Origin of the sequence: Mesorhizobium sp. CAU 1732 (genome assembly GCF_039888675.1) — a bacterium.
Classification (GTDB): Bacteria; Pseudomonadota; Alphaproteobacteria; order Rhizobiales; family Rhizobiaceae; genus Aerobium.
In genome coordinates this window covers 98,011-113,530 of sequence record NZ_JBDQQR010000004.1, presented here as the reverse complement: position 1 = coordinate 113,530, position 15,520 = coordinate 98,011, and the positions used below count along the sequence as shown (strand labels likewise).

11 protein-coding genes and 1 pseudogene are annotated in these 15,520 nt (G+C 62.8%); 3 read left to right on the top strand and 9 right to left on the bottom strand.

The window, feature by feature from the left end; translation table 11 throughout:
• Positions 1 to 12: 12 nt before the first annotated feature.
• From AAFN55_RS24285 to AAFN55_RS24255, 7 genes are all read right to left on the bottom strand, one after another.
• Entirely contained in the window at positions 13 to 804 is a 792-nt protein-coding gene (locus AAFN55_RS24285; RefSeq protein WP_347801580.1) for an ABC transporter permease, read from the bottom strand.
• Between the two features lie 2 nt (positions 805 to 806).
• Positions 807 to 1,655, bottom strand: a complete 849-nt coding sequence (locus AAFN55_RS24280) for an ABC transporter permease (protein ID WP_347801579.1) — start codon at positions 1,653 to 1,655, stop codon at positions 807 to 809.
• Positions 1,656 to 1,759: 104 nt separating this feature from the next.
• Positions 1,760 to 2,812: a polyamine ABC transporter substrate-binding protein gene (locus AAFN55_RS24275; protein WP_347801578.1), complete on the bottom strand. Its 1,053-nt coding sequence runs from the start codon at positions 2,810 to 2,812 to the stop codon at positions 1,760 to 1,762.
• 17 nt (positions 2,813 to 2,829) lie between these two features.
• Positions 2,830 to 3,804, bottom strand: coding sequence for a membrane dipeptidase (locus tag AAFN55_RS24270; protein WP_347801577.1), 975 nt, complete (start codon positions 3,802 to 3,804; stop codon positions 2,830 to 2,832).
• Positions 3,801 to 4,517: a hypothetical protein gene (locus AAFN55_RS24265; RefSeq protein ID WP_347801576.1), complete on the bottom strand. Its 717-nt coding sequence runs from the start codon at positions 4,515 to 4,517 to the stop codon at positions 3,801 to 3,803. The genes AAFN55_RS24270 and AAFN55_RS24265 overlap by 4 nt, the downstream gene beginning before the upstream one ends.
• Before the next feature lie 14 nt (positions 4,518 to 4,531).
• Entirely contained in the window at positions 4,532 to 6,256 is a 1,725-nt protein-coding gene (locus tag AAFN55_RS24260; protein ID WP_347801575.1) for a hypothetical protein, read from the bottom strand.
• Complete coding sequence (locus tag AAFN55_RS24255) at positions 6,253 to 7,053, bottom strand: IclR family transcriptional regulator (protein WP_347801574.1); 801 nt, start codon at positions 7,051 to 7,053, stop codon at positions 6,253 to 6,255. The genes AAFN55_RS24260 and AAFN55_RS24255 overlap by 4 nt, the downstream gene beginning before the upstream one ends.
• Before the next feature lie 457 nt (positions 7,054 to 7,510).
• Here AAFN55_RS24255 and AAFN55_RS24250 point away from each other — a divergent pair.
• A pseudogene (locus AAFN55_RS24250) lies at positions 7,511 to 7,648 on the top strand (IS6 family transposase); the annotation flags it as partial.
• Here AAFN55_RS24250 and AAFN55_RS24245 read toward each other — a convergent pair.
• Positions 7,623 to 7,958: a molybdopterin cofactor-binding domain-containing protein gene (locus AAFN55_RS24245; RefSeq protein ID WP_347801573.1), complete on the bottom strand. Its 336-nt coding sequence runs from the start codon at positions 7,956 to 7,958 to the stop codon at positions 7,623 to 7,625. The pseudogene AAFN55_RS24250 and the gene AAFN55_RS24245 overlap by 26 nt on opposite strands.
• On the opposite strand from AAFN55_RS24245, the gene AAFN55_RS24240 reads away from it, so the two are divergent.
• Entirely contained in the window at positions 7,951 to 8,481 is a 531-nt protein-coding gene (locus tag AAFN55_RS24240; RefSeq protein ID WP_347801572.1) for a hypothetical protein, read from the top strand. The two genes, AAFN55_RS24245 and AAFN55_RS24240, sit on opposite strands and share 8 nt — an antisense overlap.
• Before the next feature lie 103 nt (positions 8,482 to 8,584).
• Here the strand turns inward: AAFN55_RS24240 and AAFN55_RS24235 are convergent, their stop codons facing one another.
• Entirely contained in the window at positions 8,585 to 9,415 is an 831-nt protein-coding gene (locus AAFN55_RS24235) for a hypothetical protein (protein ID WP_347801571.1), read from the bottom strand.
• Positions 9,416 to 9,645: 230 nt separating this feature from the next.
• Between AAFN55_RS24235 and AAFN55_RS24230 the strand changes: the two genes are divergently transcribed.
• A complete protein-coding gene (locus AAFN55_RS24230; protein ID WP_347801570.1) occupies positions 9,646 to 15,342 on the top strand; it encodes a putative Ig domain-containing protein in 5,697 nt (1,898 codons plus the stop codon).
• The last annotated feature ends 178 nt before the right edge of the window (positions 15,343 to 15,520 follow it).

The window sequence follows — 15,520 nt, the reverse complement described above, 5'->3', positions numbered from 1 at the left end:
TGAATGGCGGTTTCAGGCGGGGCACGCACGGTCCCGGCGTTTGCGGATGGCGGCGAGTGCCAGCGGGGCGGTCAGGCCGATGAAGACCGCGACGAACAGCAGCGTCGAGATGACCGCGATGACCGGATCGGCTTCCTGCCGGATGCTGTCGAACATCTTGCGCGGCAGCGTCTCGGCACCGCGCCCGGAGATGAAGATCGCCACGACCGTTTCATCGAACGACTGCACGAAGGCAAATAGGGCACTGATGATCAGGCCAGGGCGCAGGATCGGCAGCGTGACGTGGATGAAGGTCTGCGTCGGGCTGGCGCCTAGGCTGAGGGCCGCGCGCTCCAGCGTGCGGTCGAAGCCCTTCAGGTTTGCCGACAGAACCAGAAAGGCGATCGGAACCGCAAGGCTGGTGTGGGCGAGGATGACGCCGAGATGAGTGTGCACGATGCCGAGCTGGCCGAAATAGGAATAGTAGCCGATCGCCATGACAATGGACGGCACTGCAAGCGGCATCAGCATCATGATGTCGGCAATGGAGCGGCCACGAAAGCGGTGACGCACCAGCGCGAAGGTCGCAGGGACCACCAGCAGCATGGTCAGAACCATCGTTGCCGTTGCGATGATGATGCTGTTCCAGGTCGGGACCAGCCAGCGCGGATCGGAGAAGTAGGCTTCGTAGTAGCCGAACCAGTAACCGGGTGGCGGGAACTGCAACGAGCGTGCCGTGGAGAACGACATCGGCACGACGATGACAAGCGGCGCGGCGATGAAGATTACGACCGCGATGCCCAGCCATTTCATGAAAGTGTTCATGGCTAACCCCAGAGCTTATCGAGACCGAAGCGGCGGTGGTAGATCGCGAGGATCACGAGGGTGACGAACAGAAGCACCATTGCCAGCGCGGAGCCCATGCCGAAGGCGAGGAACTCGTCCACCTGCGTGCCGATGAGGCCGGTGATCATCTGTTCGCGCGGGCTGCCGAGCAGAACCGGCGTGACGTAGAAGCCGAGGCAGATGACGAAGACGAGCACGCAGCCATTGGCGATGCCGGGCGCGGTCAGCGGCAGATAGACGTGCCGGAACAAGGACGAGCCGCGCGCGCCGAGACTTTCCGCCGAGCGGATCAACGTCGGGTCGATCTTCCGCATGACCGAGTAGATGTTCATGATCATGTAGGGCGCGAGGATGTGGACCATCGCAAGCGTCGAGGAAAATCGCGTGAACAGAAGCTGCGGAGTCTGCTCGAAGCCCATCGTATGGATCAGCCAGATCAGCGGGCCATTGTTACCCAGCAGCACCATCCACGCATAGGTGCGCACGAGGAAGCTGGTCCAGAAGCTCATCGTCACGAGAAGCAGGATCAGCATCGCGGTGCGCTGGCTGCCGATCGACATCAGATAGGCGAGCGGGTAACCGACAAGCAGACAGCATAAAGTGACGAAGCCTGCCGTCAGGAACGTGTTGATGAAGACGCGCTGGTAGAGCGCACCGGTCAGCGCACGCTCGTAATTGGCGAGCGTCGGGCGCGGGTGGGTGAAGCTCATGATCGCCACGTCGAGCAAAGGCACGACGAAGAAGACGGTGAGGAACAGCGCCAGCGGCGTGAGCAGAAGCCACGGCCACAGGTTCGTCTTCTGCGTGAGATTTGAGAGGCCGGTCGTCATCGCCGTTTCCCGGTTTCAGGTTCACAATGTGAGCCGCCGCGCCCAACCTGGAAAGAAGGGAAGGGCGCGGCGGCCAGCCTTGGGAGGCTTTCAGGCTGGAGGGATCAGCTTGCGACCCACTCCTCGAAGCGCTGTGCGATCTCTTCGATGTCGCCGCCGAGATTGGCGATGTCCTGCGTGAAGACCAGCTTGCTGTTTTCTTCCGAGGTCGGCATGCGCTTGCCTTCCTCTTCCGAAATGAACGCGCCGGCAGCCGGGTTGAGCGGGCCATAATCGGCAGCTTTGACGAAGTTTGCCAGCGGCTCGGGGCTGGTTGCGAAGGCGATGAAGTCCTTCGCGCGCTCGATGTTCGGCGAGTCCTTGGCGACGACCCAGTAGGCGCTGTCGATTTCGCCCTGGTTCCAGGTCATGGCGACCGGCGCGTCGGCGTCTTCGGCTTCGAAGAAGCGGCCATGCCAGATGCCGATCATGTCGACTTCGCCGTCACGCAGGATCTGTGTCGACTGCGCGCCGGCCGTCCACCAGACGCGGATGTGGTCCTTGATCTCGTCGAGCTTGGCAAACGCGCGGTCGAGGTCGAGTGGGTAGAGGTTTTCGACCGCAACGCCATCGGCGAGCAGCGCCAGCGGCAGGACGCGGGCGGGATAGCGTTGGAGGGAACGCGGGCCGGGGAAGCGCTCCACATCCCAGAAATCGGCCCAGCTCTGCGGGGGTTCGCTGAACTTGTCAGTGCGCCATGCCATGACGGTAGCGAAGGCGTGCGAGCCGATGCCGTTCTGGTAAAGGCCCCCCGCGTAGGGTGCTTCAAGCTCCTCGATGATGCCGGCCGAGTTGGCGCGGACGAGTTCTGCCCCGCCGAGCGTCGTGATGTCGAATTCGTAGACGCCGGTGTTGACCTGCTGCGCGAGCTTTGCGAACGACACCGGCGAAACGGTGCGGATCTCGACGCCGGTTGCGGCGGTGAACGGGTCGAACAGGTTGGCGCGTGCCGCTTCTTCCCAGGGGCCACCCCAGGTGTTGATGTAGATCACATTGTCCTGTGCGCGAGCGACGTAGGGCGCTGCCAGCGTGGAAGCCGCAGCGATACCGACGCCCTTCAGAAAGGTGCGGCGGTTCGGTGCCATGAAGCATGGCGACTTGATCGTGAATTTCGTCATTTCCCAGTTCTCCTCTTTTAAGATGAGGTGCCGAACGTGGCTTCGTAGAGACGCAGCCAGTTCTTGTGAGTGATCTTGTCGACTTCCTCTTCCGAGAAGCCGACGGCACGCAGCCCTCTGGGGATCACGTTCATGTCCTCGACGGTCTGGAACCAGTCCGGCGGCGGCGCCTTAAGCGGCTTGCCGGCAGCGCTTGCGCCGTATTCGACGCCGCGGGTCCAGCGGCCCTGACGCATCCACGCATAGTCGGGCGCGGTGAAGTTGTGGCTGCGGTCGGTGCCGATGGCGACGGTATCGATGCCGGCGATGTCCACGGTGCGGGCGACCATGGTGCACCACGCCTCGATGGTCTTGCAGTACTCGTCGCCGGTGATGTTGCGGTAGGCCGCGCAGCCGATGACGCCGCCGGTCTCGCCCAGAGCCTTGATGACGGCGTCGGACTTGTTGCGCTTGTGGTTGAACAGCGAGCGCGCATTGGCGTGGGTAACGGCGATCGGCTTTTCCGAAACCTTGATGGCATCGAGCGTCGTGCGATCGCCGACATGGCTGCAATCGACGAGGATGCCGGCGCGGTTCATCTCAAGGATGACCTGCTTGCCGTAGCGGGCGAGGCCCGAATCCTCGTCCTCGTAGCAGGAACCGCCAAGCTCGTTCTGGTTGTTGTAGGTGAGTTGGACGACGCGGACGCCGAGCTCGGCGAACATCTCGACCAGACGGATGCGGCCTTCGAACAGGTTCGCGTTCTGGAAGCCGAGGACGACGGCGACCTTGCCCTCCGCACCGATGCGGGCGATGTCCTTGGCGGTGGTGCCGATCTCGGCGACGTCGGCGTTCTCGCGCACGAGGTCGCGCCACTTGCCGAGCGAATCCAGCGATTCAAGCGCGCCCTCCCAGAAGCCGCAGGTGACGACCACGCCGCCCACGCCAGCCTTCTTGAGCGATTGGAACGCCTCTCGGTCGAAATGACCACACTGTAAACCGTCGATGATCATGGCTTCGCGTTTTCTCCCTGAGTGTTCTGTGCGCCGGGCGCGGCGAGGAACGAGATGTCGGTCTCGTCGTCATTGTCCTTGCGGCCGATGACGGTGCCGTCCTCGTTGACGATCATCGGACCAGCATGGCGGCGCGACACGACCGTGTCGGCGGCCAGCGCCTTCTTGGCGTGGTGATAGGTACGCCACCAGAGTTCGGCGTCGATCTGAACGCCGTCGCAGAGCAGCGCCCACAGCGTCGGATCATCCTGCGCCACGATGCCGGTGAGCGGCTGTGCGGTCGCGGTGAAAACGGGCGCGTCGCCTTCGCGCACGGTGAGGGCAAGGCCGGTGCGGCCGGCCAGCGCTTGCGCGATCTTCAGCTCTGCCGGATCGAGGGCGTTTGCAACGGTGATGCGGGCTTCGCCGAAGCGGGCGACGAACTCGCCGGCAAGGTCGAGCAGCGTCGGCACCACGAACCAGGCATGTTCGCCTGCGGCGTCGAGTTCGAGCGTTCCGGCGGTTTCGCTGGCGATGGCAATCTTCGCCGGGTCTGCCTTGGCAAGCACGTCGAAGCGGGTTTCGAGCATCGCGAAGCCGCCGAACGCGAGCTTCTGCGAATACATGACATGGTCGATCACCGCCGTGAAGAAGCCCTTAGGCAACGCCGTAAGCGACAGGATGCGTTCGGACATGAGCCGCATCTCGCGCGGCATGATTCTAAGCGTCGTCATGGTCTTGTCGTCCGTCATGCGGTGGCTGGTTCGGCCGGGTAGAACCAGGTGCCGGTGTAGCCGGCGCGGATGTCCTGCGGCGTCGGCGCGCCGTGATAGAGCACGCCACGCAGATTGCGGTTGAGGAAGTCGCGCGTCTTGTCGATGCCATGGATGCCGACATTCATCAGGCGCACGAGGTCGATGGGCACGAACGCCTCTGCGTTAATGTTAGCGTGGGGCGTGTGATAGGTGAGGCCGCGCAAGCTCTGGATACGGGCAACCAGATGGCGATGCTGCGGGTGCTTCATGAGGAAGCGCGCGAGCGTGAGATCGGCAGGCGAGGCTTCGAGATCCGCGGCGAGTTTTTGGACGCCACCGCAGATGTCGAGCCCGAGATCGAGCGCATCCGGCACCTCGTCGCGCGCCCCGCGGCGGGGTTCCTCGGCGGTCTCCGACTTGTACCAGACATAACGATAGGCGTGGGGATGAGCCATGTCGGCCTCGAGCGCCCAGCCATAGTCACGACGCACGAGGGTGAGCAGGTCGCAGGCTTTCTCGGACGCCTGAACGGTGAACTCGTCGGGCGCGTCGATGGCCCGGATCGCGTCATCGACCATGTCAGGCACCAGTTCGACCAGCAGCGACAGGAAGATCTCGCCGGCTTCCGGACTTAAGGTGTCGTCGAAGTGCTGGGCCAGTGCGTCAAGCGGATAGCTGGCGCGCTCTCCGTTGACGAGGCCCGTCTGGCGCAACGCATCGAGGGCTTGCGCGACCTGTTGGAGGTCTGCTGCAATCTGCTGGCTCGAGGTGAAAGCCTCGTAGACCATCTTGTCCTGCTGGCGGAAAACGATAGCGCGTTGCACAAGCTCGAGGAGCTGTGCGACTCGGTCGTCGCCTTTTTCGACCGCCAGGGCGCGCGCCTTGGCGATGGCGTTCTCACGCGCGGTGAGCAGCGCATTGATGAGGCGCGGATGCTTCTGGATGAAGAAGATCAGGCCAAGTGCCGAGCCATTGCCGACACCGAGGAAACGGCGCGTGGTCGGGTCGATCTTCACCGCCTTGTCGGATTTGAGACTGGCAAGGTGCTCGACCAGATCGCACGAATATTCGCGCATCAGATAGGCGGTCAAAAGCTGCGCCTGCAACACGCCGCCAAGCGGATGATCGGCGCCGAGGGACGGGAAGGAACGCGTGCCGAACGTGCCGTTACCATCGAGCCCGGTGTTGCGCATGAGGTAGCAAACTTCCGACAAAGCGGAGATTTCTGGCTGGTTGCCGTCGGCGAGGGCTGCAAGCGTCTGGTCGAACACGCGCATCGAGCGGTTGGAGCGGCACCAGATCAGCGCATTGGGCGTGGCGCGGCCGCTGTAGAGCTTGGGCAGTTCGACGCGGGCGGACTCGATGTCGGCTTCCGTCGCGGGGCCTTCGTTGAGCGTGCCCATCATGTCCCACGCGCGGCCGATGATGCGGCCGGTGCGCGCGGTGCGGCTGGGCGGGAAGGAAAAGCCGATGAAGGAGAATTCGCAGTCAGGCGACTTGATGGAATAGACGAAGGTGCCGGCGGCGCTCTTATCAATGTCGAAACGCTGGACGGAAATATCCCAGCGCTCGCGAACCATCTTGTTCATGAAGGCACGCGCGCCGCTGACGCGGCTCGGCTGGATAGCCGCGAGGCGCGCGGGCGTCATCAGGATCGAGCCGGGGCGTGGCGCGGGAACTGCGCTGCCCGAAACCGGAAATTCTGCTGTCGCGGTCATGGATGCGGATGTTTTCCCTGTTGGATGCGAGTGATCGCCTCTGCGGCCTCGATGAGCGGAGCCCTGAAGGTTTCTAGCTGGTAACGGGTCTGCGGCATGACCAGCGAAAGCGTCGCGACGCAGCGCTCGTTGAGGTCGAAGATTGGCGCGGCGATGGCGATGACGCCGGTGTGGGTGTAGCCGCTGGAGACCGCGTAGCCATCGGCGCGGGTGGCCGCGAGGGTCTCTTCCGCGGCGAGAGGCTCGCCGCTGTCGCGCAGCCGCGCCAGCGTCATGCCATCGGCAAACGCCGTCAACACGCGCCCGGAGGCCGAACCTTCCAGCGACATGGTGGTGCCGATCTTCTGCTCGGCGCGCAGCAGGCTTTCGGATTCGACGCGCGCCACGATACAGGGCAGGCCACGGTCCAGCACCGCAAGCGAGGCGGTCTCCTGAACCTTCTGAACCAGCGCTTCGAGAACAGCATTGGCGCGTGCGCCGAGGTCGGCATGTTCGAGGGCTGCGGCGGCAAGGCGGCACGAGTGCATCGACAGGCGATAGCGCATGTCCTTGTCCTGCTCGACCCAGCCGGCCTGTATCAGCGTCAGCAGGCGCTGGTAGGCGGTGGGCCTCGACAACTGCATGGCGGCGGCCACCTCCGGCAGCTTCATGCCGCGCGGGCTGTCGGCCAGGACATCGAGCACGGCCATCGTCTTGAGAACCGTACTGAGGGTTCTGACGCCGGTTTGGTTGTGTATTCTATCTAAATATACCGTATCCATAATGAATATGTTCCTTTCGATCGTCCGATGAGTCAAGCGGCGGCAATGTCCAGCGCTCCGGGCCCGCGCCGTGTTTCGTCGCATCCGTTTGGAAACGCACGCGATATTTTTTTGATATGATTGTGCGCAAGCGGGGTGTTTCGGGTGATTTCCGGCCAATATATTGATACAGATGCGCTTCATAAGGATCAGACAACACGCGATCCTGACCGCTTCGGCGGCGCGCATGGCATGCAAGAGGTGCGGGACATTGGGCCCTCAATTTGACATCGGGGCGCCCAATCGCACGCCAATGCTTTTACCCCGGCAAGGCGTACCGTGGGTCGAGCGGGAGAAAATCGCCAACGCCGCTCTGTTTCTCATGTCGGAGAACGCGAGCCATATCAGGGGCACCGCCCTTGACGTCGCCGCTGGCGCCGCGGCCGGCTCAGTCGTAAACTTTTCGGTATTGAGGCTTCGTGCATGACGACGCTCATTGAGTAGCGCTCGTTTGATGTTCAAAGTCCGCCATTTCGGCCACTCCGTCATCCTGCTGAGCCTGCGCTGGTATCTGGCCCATAATCTGAGCCCGCGGGACTTGAAGGAAATGATGGCCGAGCGCGGGATCAGCGTTGATCATTCGACAATCCACGACCTGTAAAAAATCCTGTTTGGACCTGAAATATGCTATGGTTCTGGCAGTGTTTCCGGGGGGATCTGGACAAGCTGGAATAGGCCGGCAGCGGTTCGGTGGGAAACTCCACGCTGATGCGTTCGTCAAAGGGGATGTCCAGTTCCTCGGCCACCACCATGGCAAGGCCGGTATGGATGCCCTGCCCCATCTCCGTGCGCGGCACCTGCACGACCACCCGGCCATCTTCATGGATGGCGATCGTTGCGCCAGTGGCAGGTCCAGAATGTTCTGGCCGCCTTTCTGGAAAAGAAGACCGGTCAATGAGCAATATCTTCGTGATCGGCGGCGCGGGCAAGGTTGCGCGGCGCTTCTTCGACCGAAAGCCCGAGCCGGTGAAAGGATCGCCGCCATGGCAAGAGCGGCTGGCGCGCGGTGTCCACATCGCCCTCTACATCGTCATCCTTGGAATGGTCGCCAGCGGCATCGGCATGATCGTTCTCAGTGGCGCGGGACCGATCATCTTCAGCGGCGCGGACACAGAGCTGCCGAACTTCCTTCAATACCCGCCGCGTATTCGCATGGTCTCGGCGCGGCCTCCTGGTCGCGCTGCTGCTTGCCCATGTTGGCGCGGCTCTCTATCACCATTTCATTCGCCGGGACGGACTGCTCCGGCGCATGTGGTACGGGCGCTGATTGATCGAAATCGTTTCGATTTCGGATTGAGGGAACCGAACTCGGGCTGCTTCTGGTGTTCCTCGACAGGAAGCGGGTCGACCTGGCGTAGTTTCGCGCCGATCTCCTCGGGTTTGTGCTTCTTCTGGCATTCCAAAATCCTCTCTACGGCTCAATAGCCTACTTCAGGGAGGACCGCTTTTCAGGGGGCAGACCAAACGAACGAGCCCATCTTGAGCGCTTATTGATCGTCAGGTTCTAAACCATCCGCGCCCCCAATTGTTAGACGCCGGCTTCTACGGCCACCGACTTTGCGGCGAGGTCGGCATAGTGAGCCATCTCCGCTGCACACCAGCGCTCAAACTCTTCGACAAACGCTTCCGCTACGATGTCATCATCTCGTCCGCGTGCCGGTACGAACGCCCCCACTTGACGCATGTAGCCAAGCACGTTGCCCACATGGGATTCCGATATCTGGAAGCGTTCCGCTAACGCACTGTGTGTGAGCGAAAACACTTCTTTGCCTGATCTAAGCCGGTAGTGAGCCAGGATCAGGGCCACCAACATCGGATATCCGCAGTCATAGCCCGATAGCGCCAGGACCCTCGGAAATACGGCGATCACAGTGCCAGACCTGCGCACGCGTGCTGCCGAGAGATAGATCATCTCGCCCAGCACGTCCGCTTCTTGCGCGACCGGACACGCCAAAGCGCTCCCCGCAATGGCGTCATACGACGCGACGAACGCAGCGCATGATCGTCCGACCTCACTAACGAGGCTGTCCGAGGGCCTGAGGATTTTTTGTCGCCTGTCGGTTGCCAGCGTCTCAATGTACACAAGCTTACGTGTCTGCAGTGTTAAACAATAGCTCGCAGTCTGGCGCGGGCTTTGCCCGGCGATCGCCTGCAGTCGCGACAGGTTCGGCACTGAAGCGCCATGGTTGCGCCATCCGTAATACTGCCCGATCAGCATATAGGCTGAATAATACCGCTCCAGTTGATTAAGCAGCTTGCGCACAGGCCAACCAGCCGGTGCAGGCTCGATCATCGTCTCACAATAGTCGACGACGGCCTGGTGAAAGCGACCATCGGCCCTGATCGCCAGGGCGTCCATGCCATTTGCGGTTCCGCCTAAAGGCATAGTCCTCATCGATAAAACAGGCAAAGTTTGGGGTGGCTGCACTTTAGCCTTCCGGCCAGAACAATCAACCAGGGGGAACTTGTCCTCAGCGCGTTACGAGATCAGGCAGGCGATTGACGACCTCAGCAAACCCAGGGGCACAAGCCCAGGCATCGGACCGTCCGAAATCGGGCGGGCAGGCAGGGCCTTCCGGATTTTCGCGGTTGGCCGGCGGCGCGTTTGCCCTCACGCGAGGCGTCCTTGTCCGTCTCGTCGGCCTGTTCATTGCCGCATCACTCTTGGTCGCCCCCGCCTGGGCACAGGTTACCCTGGCACCCTTCAGCCTTCCCGATGCGGCCGTTGGCGCCCCCTATTCTCAGTCATTTTTCATCCTGGGCGGAACCGCGCCCTATCACGTCACCCTTGCCGGCCGACTCCCAGCGGGAATGACCTTTGCCAACGAGATGATCGCCGGGACGCCAACCGAAGGCGGTATATTCAGTTTCAGCGTATTTGCCTCCGACTCGGTGGGCGCCTCCGACACGCGGGGCTACACGCTGAGCGTTAGGCCACCCACCATTTTCGCGTCCCCCAGCGGCCTTCCGGAGGGCACCGTGGGTTCGGCCTATTCGCAGAGCCTTTCGGCCTTCGGTGGTACCGTGCCCTACAGCTTTTCGGTTTCCGGCACCTTGCCGCCTGGCATCACCATGGAGCCGACCGGATTGCTGACGGGAACACCTTTTTCGCCAGGGTCCTACACGTTCTCGGTAATTGTCACGGACTCGACGATCGGTGATGGTCCCTACGTGGCATCATTTCCGTACTCTCTGACGATCGCCCCAGCCAGCCTGAGCCTCTCTCCCACCGTGCCAGATGCAATCCTGGGGCAGGCATATTCGCATGCATTATCGGCGACCGGTGGGACCGCACCTTACACATTCACGCTCCTCTATGGCGCGCTGCCCGAGGGGTTATCGCTCGGGCCGGATGGATTGATCTCGGGAGCGCCCCGGCAAGAGGGCATGATCCACTTCGTGGTTTTTGCGCAGGACTCCACCGGCGGCACCCCGATCAACGGATCTCGGACCTACAGCATGTCTGTGGCGCCACCCACGATCACCCTGGCGCCGGCCAGTCTCCGAAACGCTCAGGTCGGAGCTCCCTATTCCGCGCTCATAACTGCTTCGGGGGGAACTGCGCCCTACACCTATTCGGCGACCGGGCTGCCAACGGGCCTGATCCTCGATGCGGCCAGTGGCGCAATCTCGGGAACGCCTTCGAGCGCAGGCTCTTTCAATGTTGTTGTCACCGCCACGGATGCTCATCTGAGCAGCGGGTCGAATAGCTTCGTCCTGCATGTTGATGCGGCGCTTGCGGTCTCTCCGCCCGCTGGCGCAATGCCAAGCGCAACGGTTGGCACGCCCTATAGCCTGACCATCAACGGGTCGGGAGGCGCTACACCCTACAGCTACTCCCTCTCCGCAGGTGCCTTGCCGGACGGTTTGACCCTTGATCCCGCAACCGGCGCGATCGCGGGCACCCCGATAACCTCTGGTCTTTATCCCTTCGATATCACCCTGATCGATGCCAATAACGCGACGGCTACGGTCGCCTACGTCATAACTGTTCGGGAGAGCGGTACAGCAGTCACCGTTGATCCGTCGTCCGGTGCGTTGCCCGGCGGCCGGGCCGGCACCGCCTACAGCCAGTCTTTCACTGCTTCGGGCGGCAGCGGCAATTACACCTATGCGCTCTCAGGCGATTTGCCCCCTGGACTGAGTCTGAACCCCGCCACCGGTATTCTCTCGGGCATGCCGACTGTCGCTTCCGCCTTCAACTTCACCATTACCGCGACCGACACCGTGGACCCGAGCAATGCCGGCTCGTCCGTTTATTCGCTGGTGATCGCCGCTGGCGGCCTGAGCCTCTCCCCAACCGTGCCAGATGCGATCCTGGGACAGGCATATTCGCATGCATTATCGGCGACCGGTGGGACCGCACCTTACACATTCACGCTCCTCTATGGCGCGCTGCCCGAGGGGTTATCGCTCGGGCCGGATGGATTGATCTCGGGAACGCCCCGGCAAGAGGGCATGATCCACTTCGTGGTTTTTGCGCAGGACTCCACCGGCGGCACCCCGATCAACGGATCTCGGACCTACAGCATGTCTGTGGCGCCATCCACGATCACCCTGGCGCCGGCCAGTCTCCGAAACGCTCAGGTCGGAGCTCCCTATTCCGCGCTCATAACTGCTTCGGGGGGAACTGCGCCCTACACCTATTCGGCGACCGGGCTGCCAACGGGCCTGATCCTCGATGCGGCCAGTGGCGCAATCTCGGGAACGCCTTCGAGCGCAGGCTCTTTCAATGTTGTTGTCACCGCCACGGACGCCCATCTGGCCGCCGGGTCGAACACCTTCGTCCTGCACATTGATGCGACGCTTGGGCTCTCGCCAACCGCTGGAAGAATGCCGAGTGCAACGGTGGGCATGCCCTACAGCCTGACCTTCATCGGGTCGGGGGGCGCTACACCTTATAGCTATGGCATCTCCTCAGGTGTCTTGCCGAACGGGCTGACCCTTGATCCCGCAACCGGCGTGATCGCGGGCACGCCGACAACCTTTGGTGTCTACACCTTCAAGGTCACTCTGACTGACGCTGATGGTGCGACTTATTCTTCGCTGGAGAACACCATTTTTGTTCGGCAGAGCGGTGCAGCATTCGCCGTCAATCCGTCGTCTGGCACGTTGCCCGGCGGCATGGTTGGCACAAATTATGGAGTCCGCTTTTCATCCGACTCAGGGGGCATCACCGCGATAACTGTAGCCTCCGGCCGCTTGCCGCCTGGTCTGGCGGCGAGCGTCACCGGGTCCCGTGTGATGATTGGGGGCACCCCTCAAGAAGGGGGAGAGTACAGCTTCTCGCTCCAGTTCACGAGTGTCTCAAATGAAACGCTGGTGCAGGACTACACGCTTTCCGTCGCAGGACCGCCGATCGCCGGCGCCGCTTCAGAGACCGTCAAAGCCAACAGTTCAGCCAATCCGATCAGCTTGAACATCACCGGCGGCACGCCCGACTCTGTGGCTGTCGCGACCCCGGCCGCACATGGCACGGCAACGGCCTCGGGCATGACGATCACCTACACGTCCAACGCTGGTTTCTCGGGGACCGACAGCTTCACTTACACAGCGACCAATGCGTTCGGCACCAGCCTGGCTGCGACGGTGACGATCACCGTCACCGCCCCGACCTTCGCGTTCACTCCCGCCGCTGGCGCGCTGCCGGCGGCCACCGCGAGCACGGCCTATAGCCAGATGCTGGCCGCCGCAGGCGGTGCCGCACCCTACAGCTACGCCATCACTGCCGGAACACTCCCCGCGGGACTGACGCTTGCGGCTGACGGCACGCTGTCGGGCACGCCCACCGATGCCGGTACCGCCAGCTTCATTGTCACCGCCACCGATGCCATCGGCGCGACGGGCTCAGCCGCCTATACGCTCGCCATCATCGATGCCGCCGCGCCGACCGTGCTTTCAACCGCCGTTGCCGGCAGTCCCGCCCCAGACGCCACGTCGGTGACATTCGAAGTGGTGTTCTCCGAGCCTGTCACCGGCTTCTCCGCATCGGACCTGGTCCTGTCCACCACGGGCTCTGCGACGGGGACCATCTCGGGCCTCTCCACCAACAACAACATCACCTACAGAGTGTCGATCACCGGACTATCAGGCATCGGCTCGCTGCGCCTCGATGTCGGCGCTGGGGGCAGCATCATCGATAGGAATGGGAACAGCCTCGCCACCGCCTTCACCTCCGGGGCTCCCTGGACGCGCGGCGGCTCAACCAACGTTCAACTGTCGGGGCTGGCGCCGAGCATCAGCGCGCTGTCGCCAGCCTTCAGCGCCGGCACGCTCGCCTATACGCTGGCGGTCGCCAACAGCGTGGAGACGCTCGCCCTGACGCCAACGGCCGCCGATCCCTCCGCGACCATCGCTGTCAATGGTCAGACCATCGCCTCGGGCACCGCCAGCCCGGCGATCGTACTCAACGTCGGCGTCACAACCATTGTCGTGGTGGTTACCGCCCAGGACGGCTCGACCACGCAGACCTACACAATCACGGTCAACCGCGCAGCGCCGGCTGTCATTGACCTCACTCCCGCCGCTGGGGCGCTGCCGGGCGCGACCATTGGCGCCGCCTACAATCAGACGCTCGCCGCGAGCGGGGGCGCATCGCCCTACAGCTATGCGCTCACGGCCGGCACCCTTCCCGCCGGGTTGACGCTTACGGCCGACGGCACGCTCTCGGGCACGCCGACGGCTGCCGGCGGCGCCAGCTTCACCGTCACCGCCACCGACGCCAACGGCGCCACCGGCTCGGCCGTCTACACGCTCGACATCCGGGCTGCGCCGGCTTCCACCAATGCCGAACTGGCGGGCCTCCTGCCGGGTGCCGGCTCTCTCCAGCCCGGCTTCAATGCAGGCACGATGTCCTACACCGCCAGCGTCGGCAATGAGGTCGAGACGATTACTGTGACGCCCACGGCTGCCGATGCCAATGCCGCGATCACCGTCAATGGCCTGCCGATCACCTCCGGCACCGCCAGTCAACCGATCACCCTCTCGGTTGGTCCCAATCCGGTGCAGATTGTTGTAACCGCCGAAGATGGAACGACCATCCGCACCTATACGGTGACGGTGACGCGCGCCGTCATCATCCGACCAGATCCTTCGCGGGATCCGGAAGTGATCGGTCTGCTCAATGCGCAGGCGGACACCGCCCGGCGCTTTGCGCAGAACCAGATAATCAACTTCCATCGCCGTTTGGAGCAGTTGCACAATGAAGACGAGCGCCGCGCCTCCAGCATGGACGTGCGTCTCGGCTTCACGCAGACCAACCCCTCGAACTTTGCCCAGCAACAGATCGACCAGATGATCGCTGCCAGCCATGGCGCGGCACTCAATGCGCGTCCTGGCCGAGCCGGCGCAGCAGCCACAATGCCGGGCGTCCTCGCTTATGGGCCGGACAGGAGCCGGCCCGCTGCTGGAGGCACGGCGGGACTAGCTTCATCGAACTCGTCCTTCGCCGGCCCGGACCTCGGCCTGTTCGCGATTTGGTCGGGCGGTTTTGTCAACTTCGGCGAGCGCGACAATAGTGGCCTGGATCTCCAGCACACCATGGTCGGAGTTTCGGGCGGCCTCGACTATCGCTTCTCCGAACAGGTCATCGGGGGCTTCGGTGTCGGCTACGGGCGTGATCGCACCGATATCGGCCAGAACGGCACCGCAAATGAAGCTGATGCCTATAGTGGCGCGATCTATGGCAGCTATAAGCCGACCGACAATCTGTTCATCGATGCCCTGATCGGAGGAAGCTGGATAAACTTCGATTCCACTCGCTATGTCACGGCAAATGGCGACTTTGCGACCGGTAGCCGTGACGGCACCCAACTCTTCGGCTCGCTGACGGCCGCCTATGAATTCCGCGACGAGGTCTGGCTGATCTCACCCTATGGCCGGGTTGAGTTCTCGCGGTCCTGGCTCGACGGCTTCTCAGAGACCGGTGGTGGAACCTTTGGCCTCACCTATGGCGACCAGACAATCGATACCCTATCGGGTGTGCTCGGCATCCGGGCCAACTACGCCTTTCAGATGGATTGGGGCACGCTGACGCCGAGCGTTCGGGCGGAGTACACTCACGACTTCGAGGGATCTTCGCGCGCAAGCCTCGGCTACTCCGACCTGGGCGGCCTGCCCTATTCGGTGGAGGTCGATACGGATGCCCGCGACCACGTCACGCTCGGCCTCTCGCTCGACTTCCAGTTCAACAACGACTGGAATCTCGGCTTCGACTACCGCACCAGCATCGGCGGTTCAAACAACCAGGATCACGCGCTTGGCGCCAAGCTTGGAGTGCGGTTCTGAACAAACCGGCTACTTCGCGAGCGCGAGATCGTTCAAGCCTAGCTTGAATTGTTCGATGTATTCCTCACCGCAACGTCGGAGAGCAAGGCGCGATGTTCGGGTTCTGATATTCGCGACCTTGCCAAGCTCCTTCGCCCGGAAACCCTCGGTCGGTGGCGTTCTCAAAGAAATCACCCAA

Coding starts and splice junctions, on each gene's coding strand:
- AAFN55_RS24240 (WP_347801572.1), top strand. CDS start 7,951: ATGAGCAATATCTTCGTGATCGGCGGCGCGGGCAAGGTTGCGCGGCGC.
- AAFN55_RS24280 (WP_347801579.1), bottom strand. CDS start 1,655: ATGACGACCGGCCTCTCAAATCTCACGCAGAAGACGAACCTGTGGCCG.
- AAFN55_RS24275 (WP_347801578.1), bottom strand. CDS start 2,812: ATGACGAAATTCACGATCAAGTCGCCATGCTTCATGGCACCGAACCGC.
- AAFN55_RS24285 (WP_347801580.1), bottom strand. CDS start 804: ATGAACACTTTCATGAAATGGCTGGGCATCGCGGTCGTAATCTTCATC.
- AAFN55_RS24235 (WP_347801571.1), bottom strand. CDS start 9,415: ATGGACGCCCTGGCGATCAGGGCCGATGGTCGCTTTCACCAGGCCGTC.
- AAFN55_RS24265 (WP_347801576.1), bottom strand. CDS start 4,517: ATGACGACGCTTAGAATCATGCCGCGCGAGATGCGGCTCATGTCCGAA.
- AAFN55_RS24260 (WP_347801575.1), bottom strand. CDS start 6,256: ATGACCGCGACAGCAGAATTTCCGGTTTCGGGCAGCGCAGTTCCCGCG.
- AAFN55_RS24270 (WP_347801577.1), bottom strand. CDS start 3,804: ATGATCATCGACGGTTTACAGTGTGGTCATTTCGACCGAGAGGCGTTC.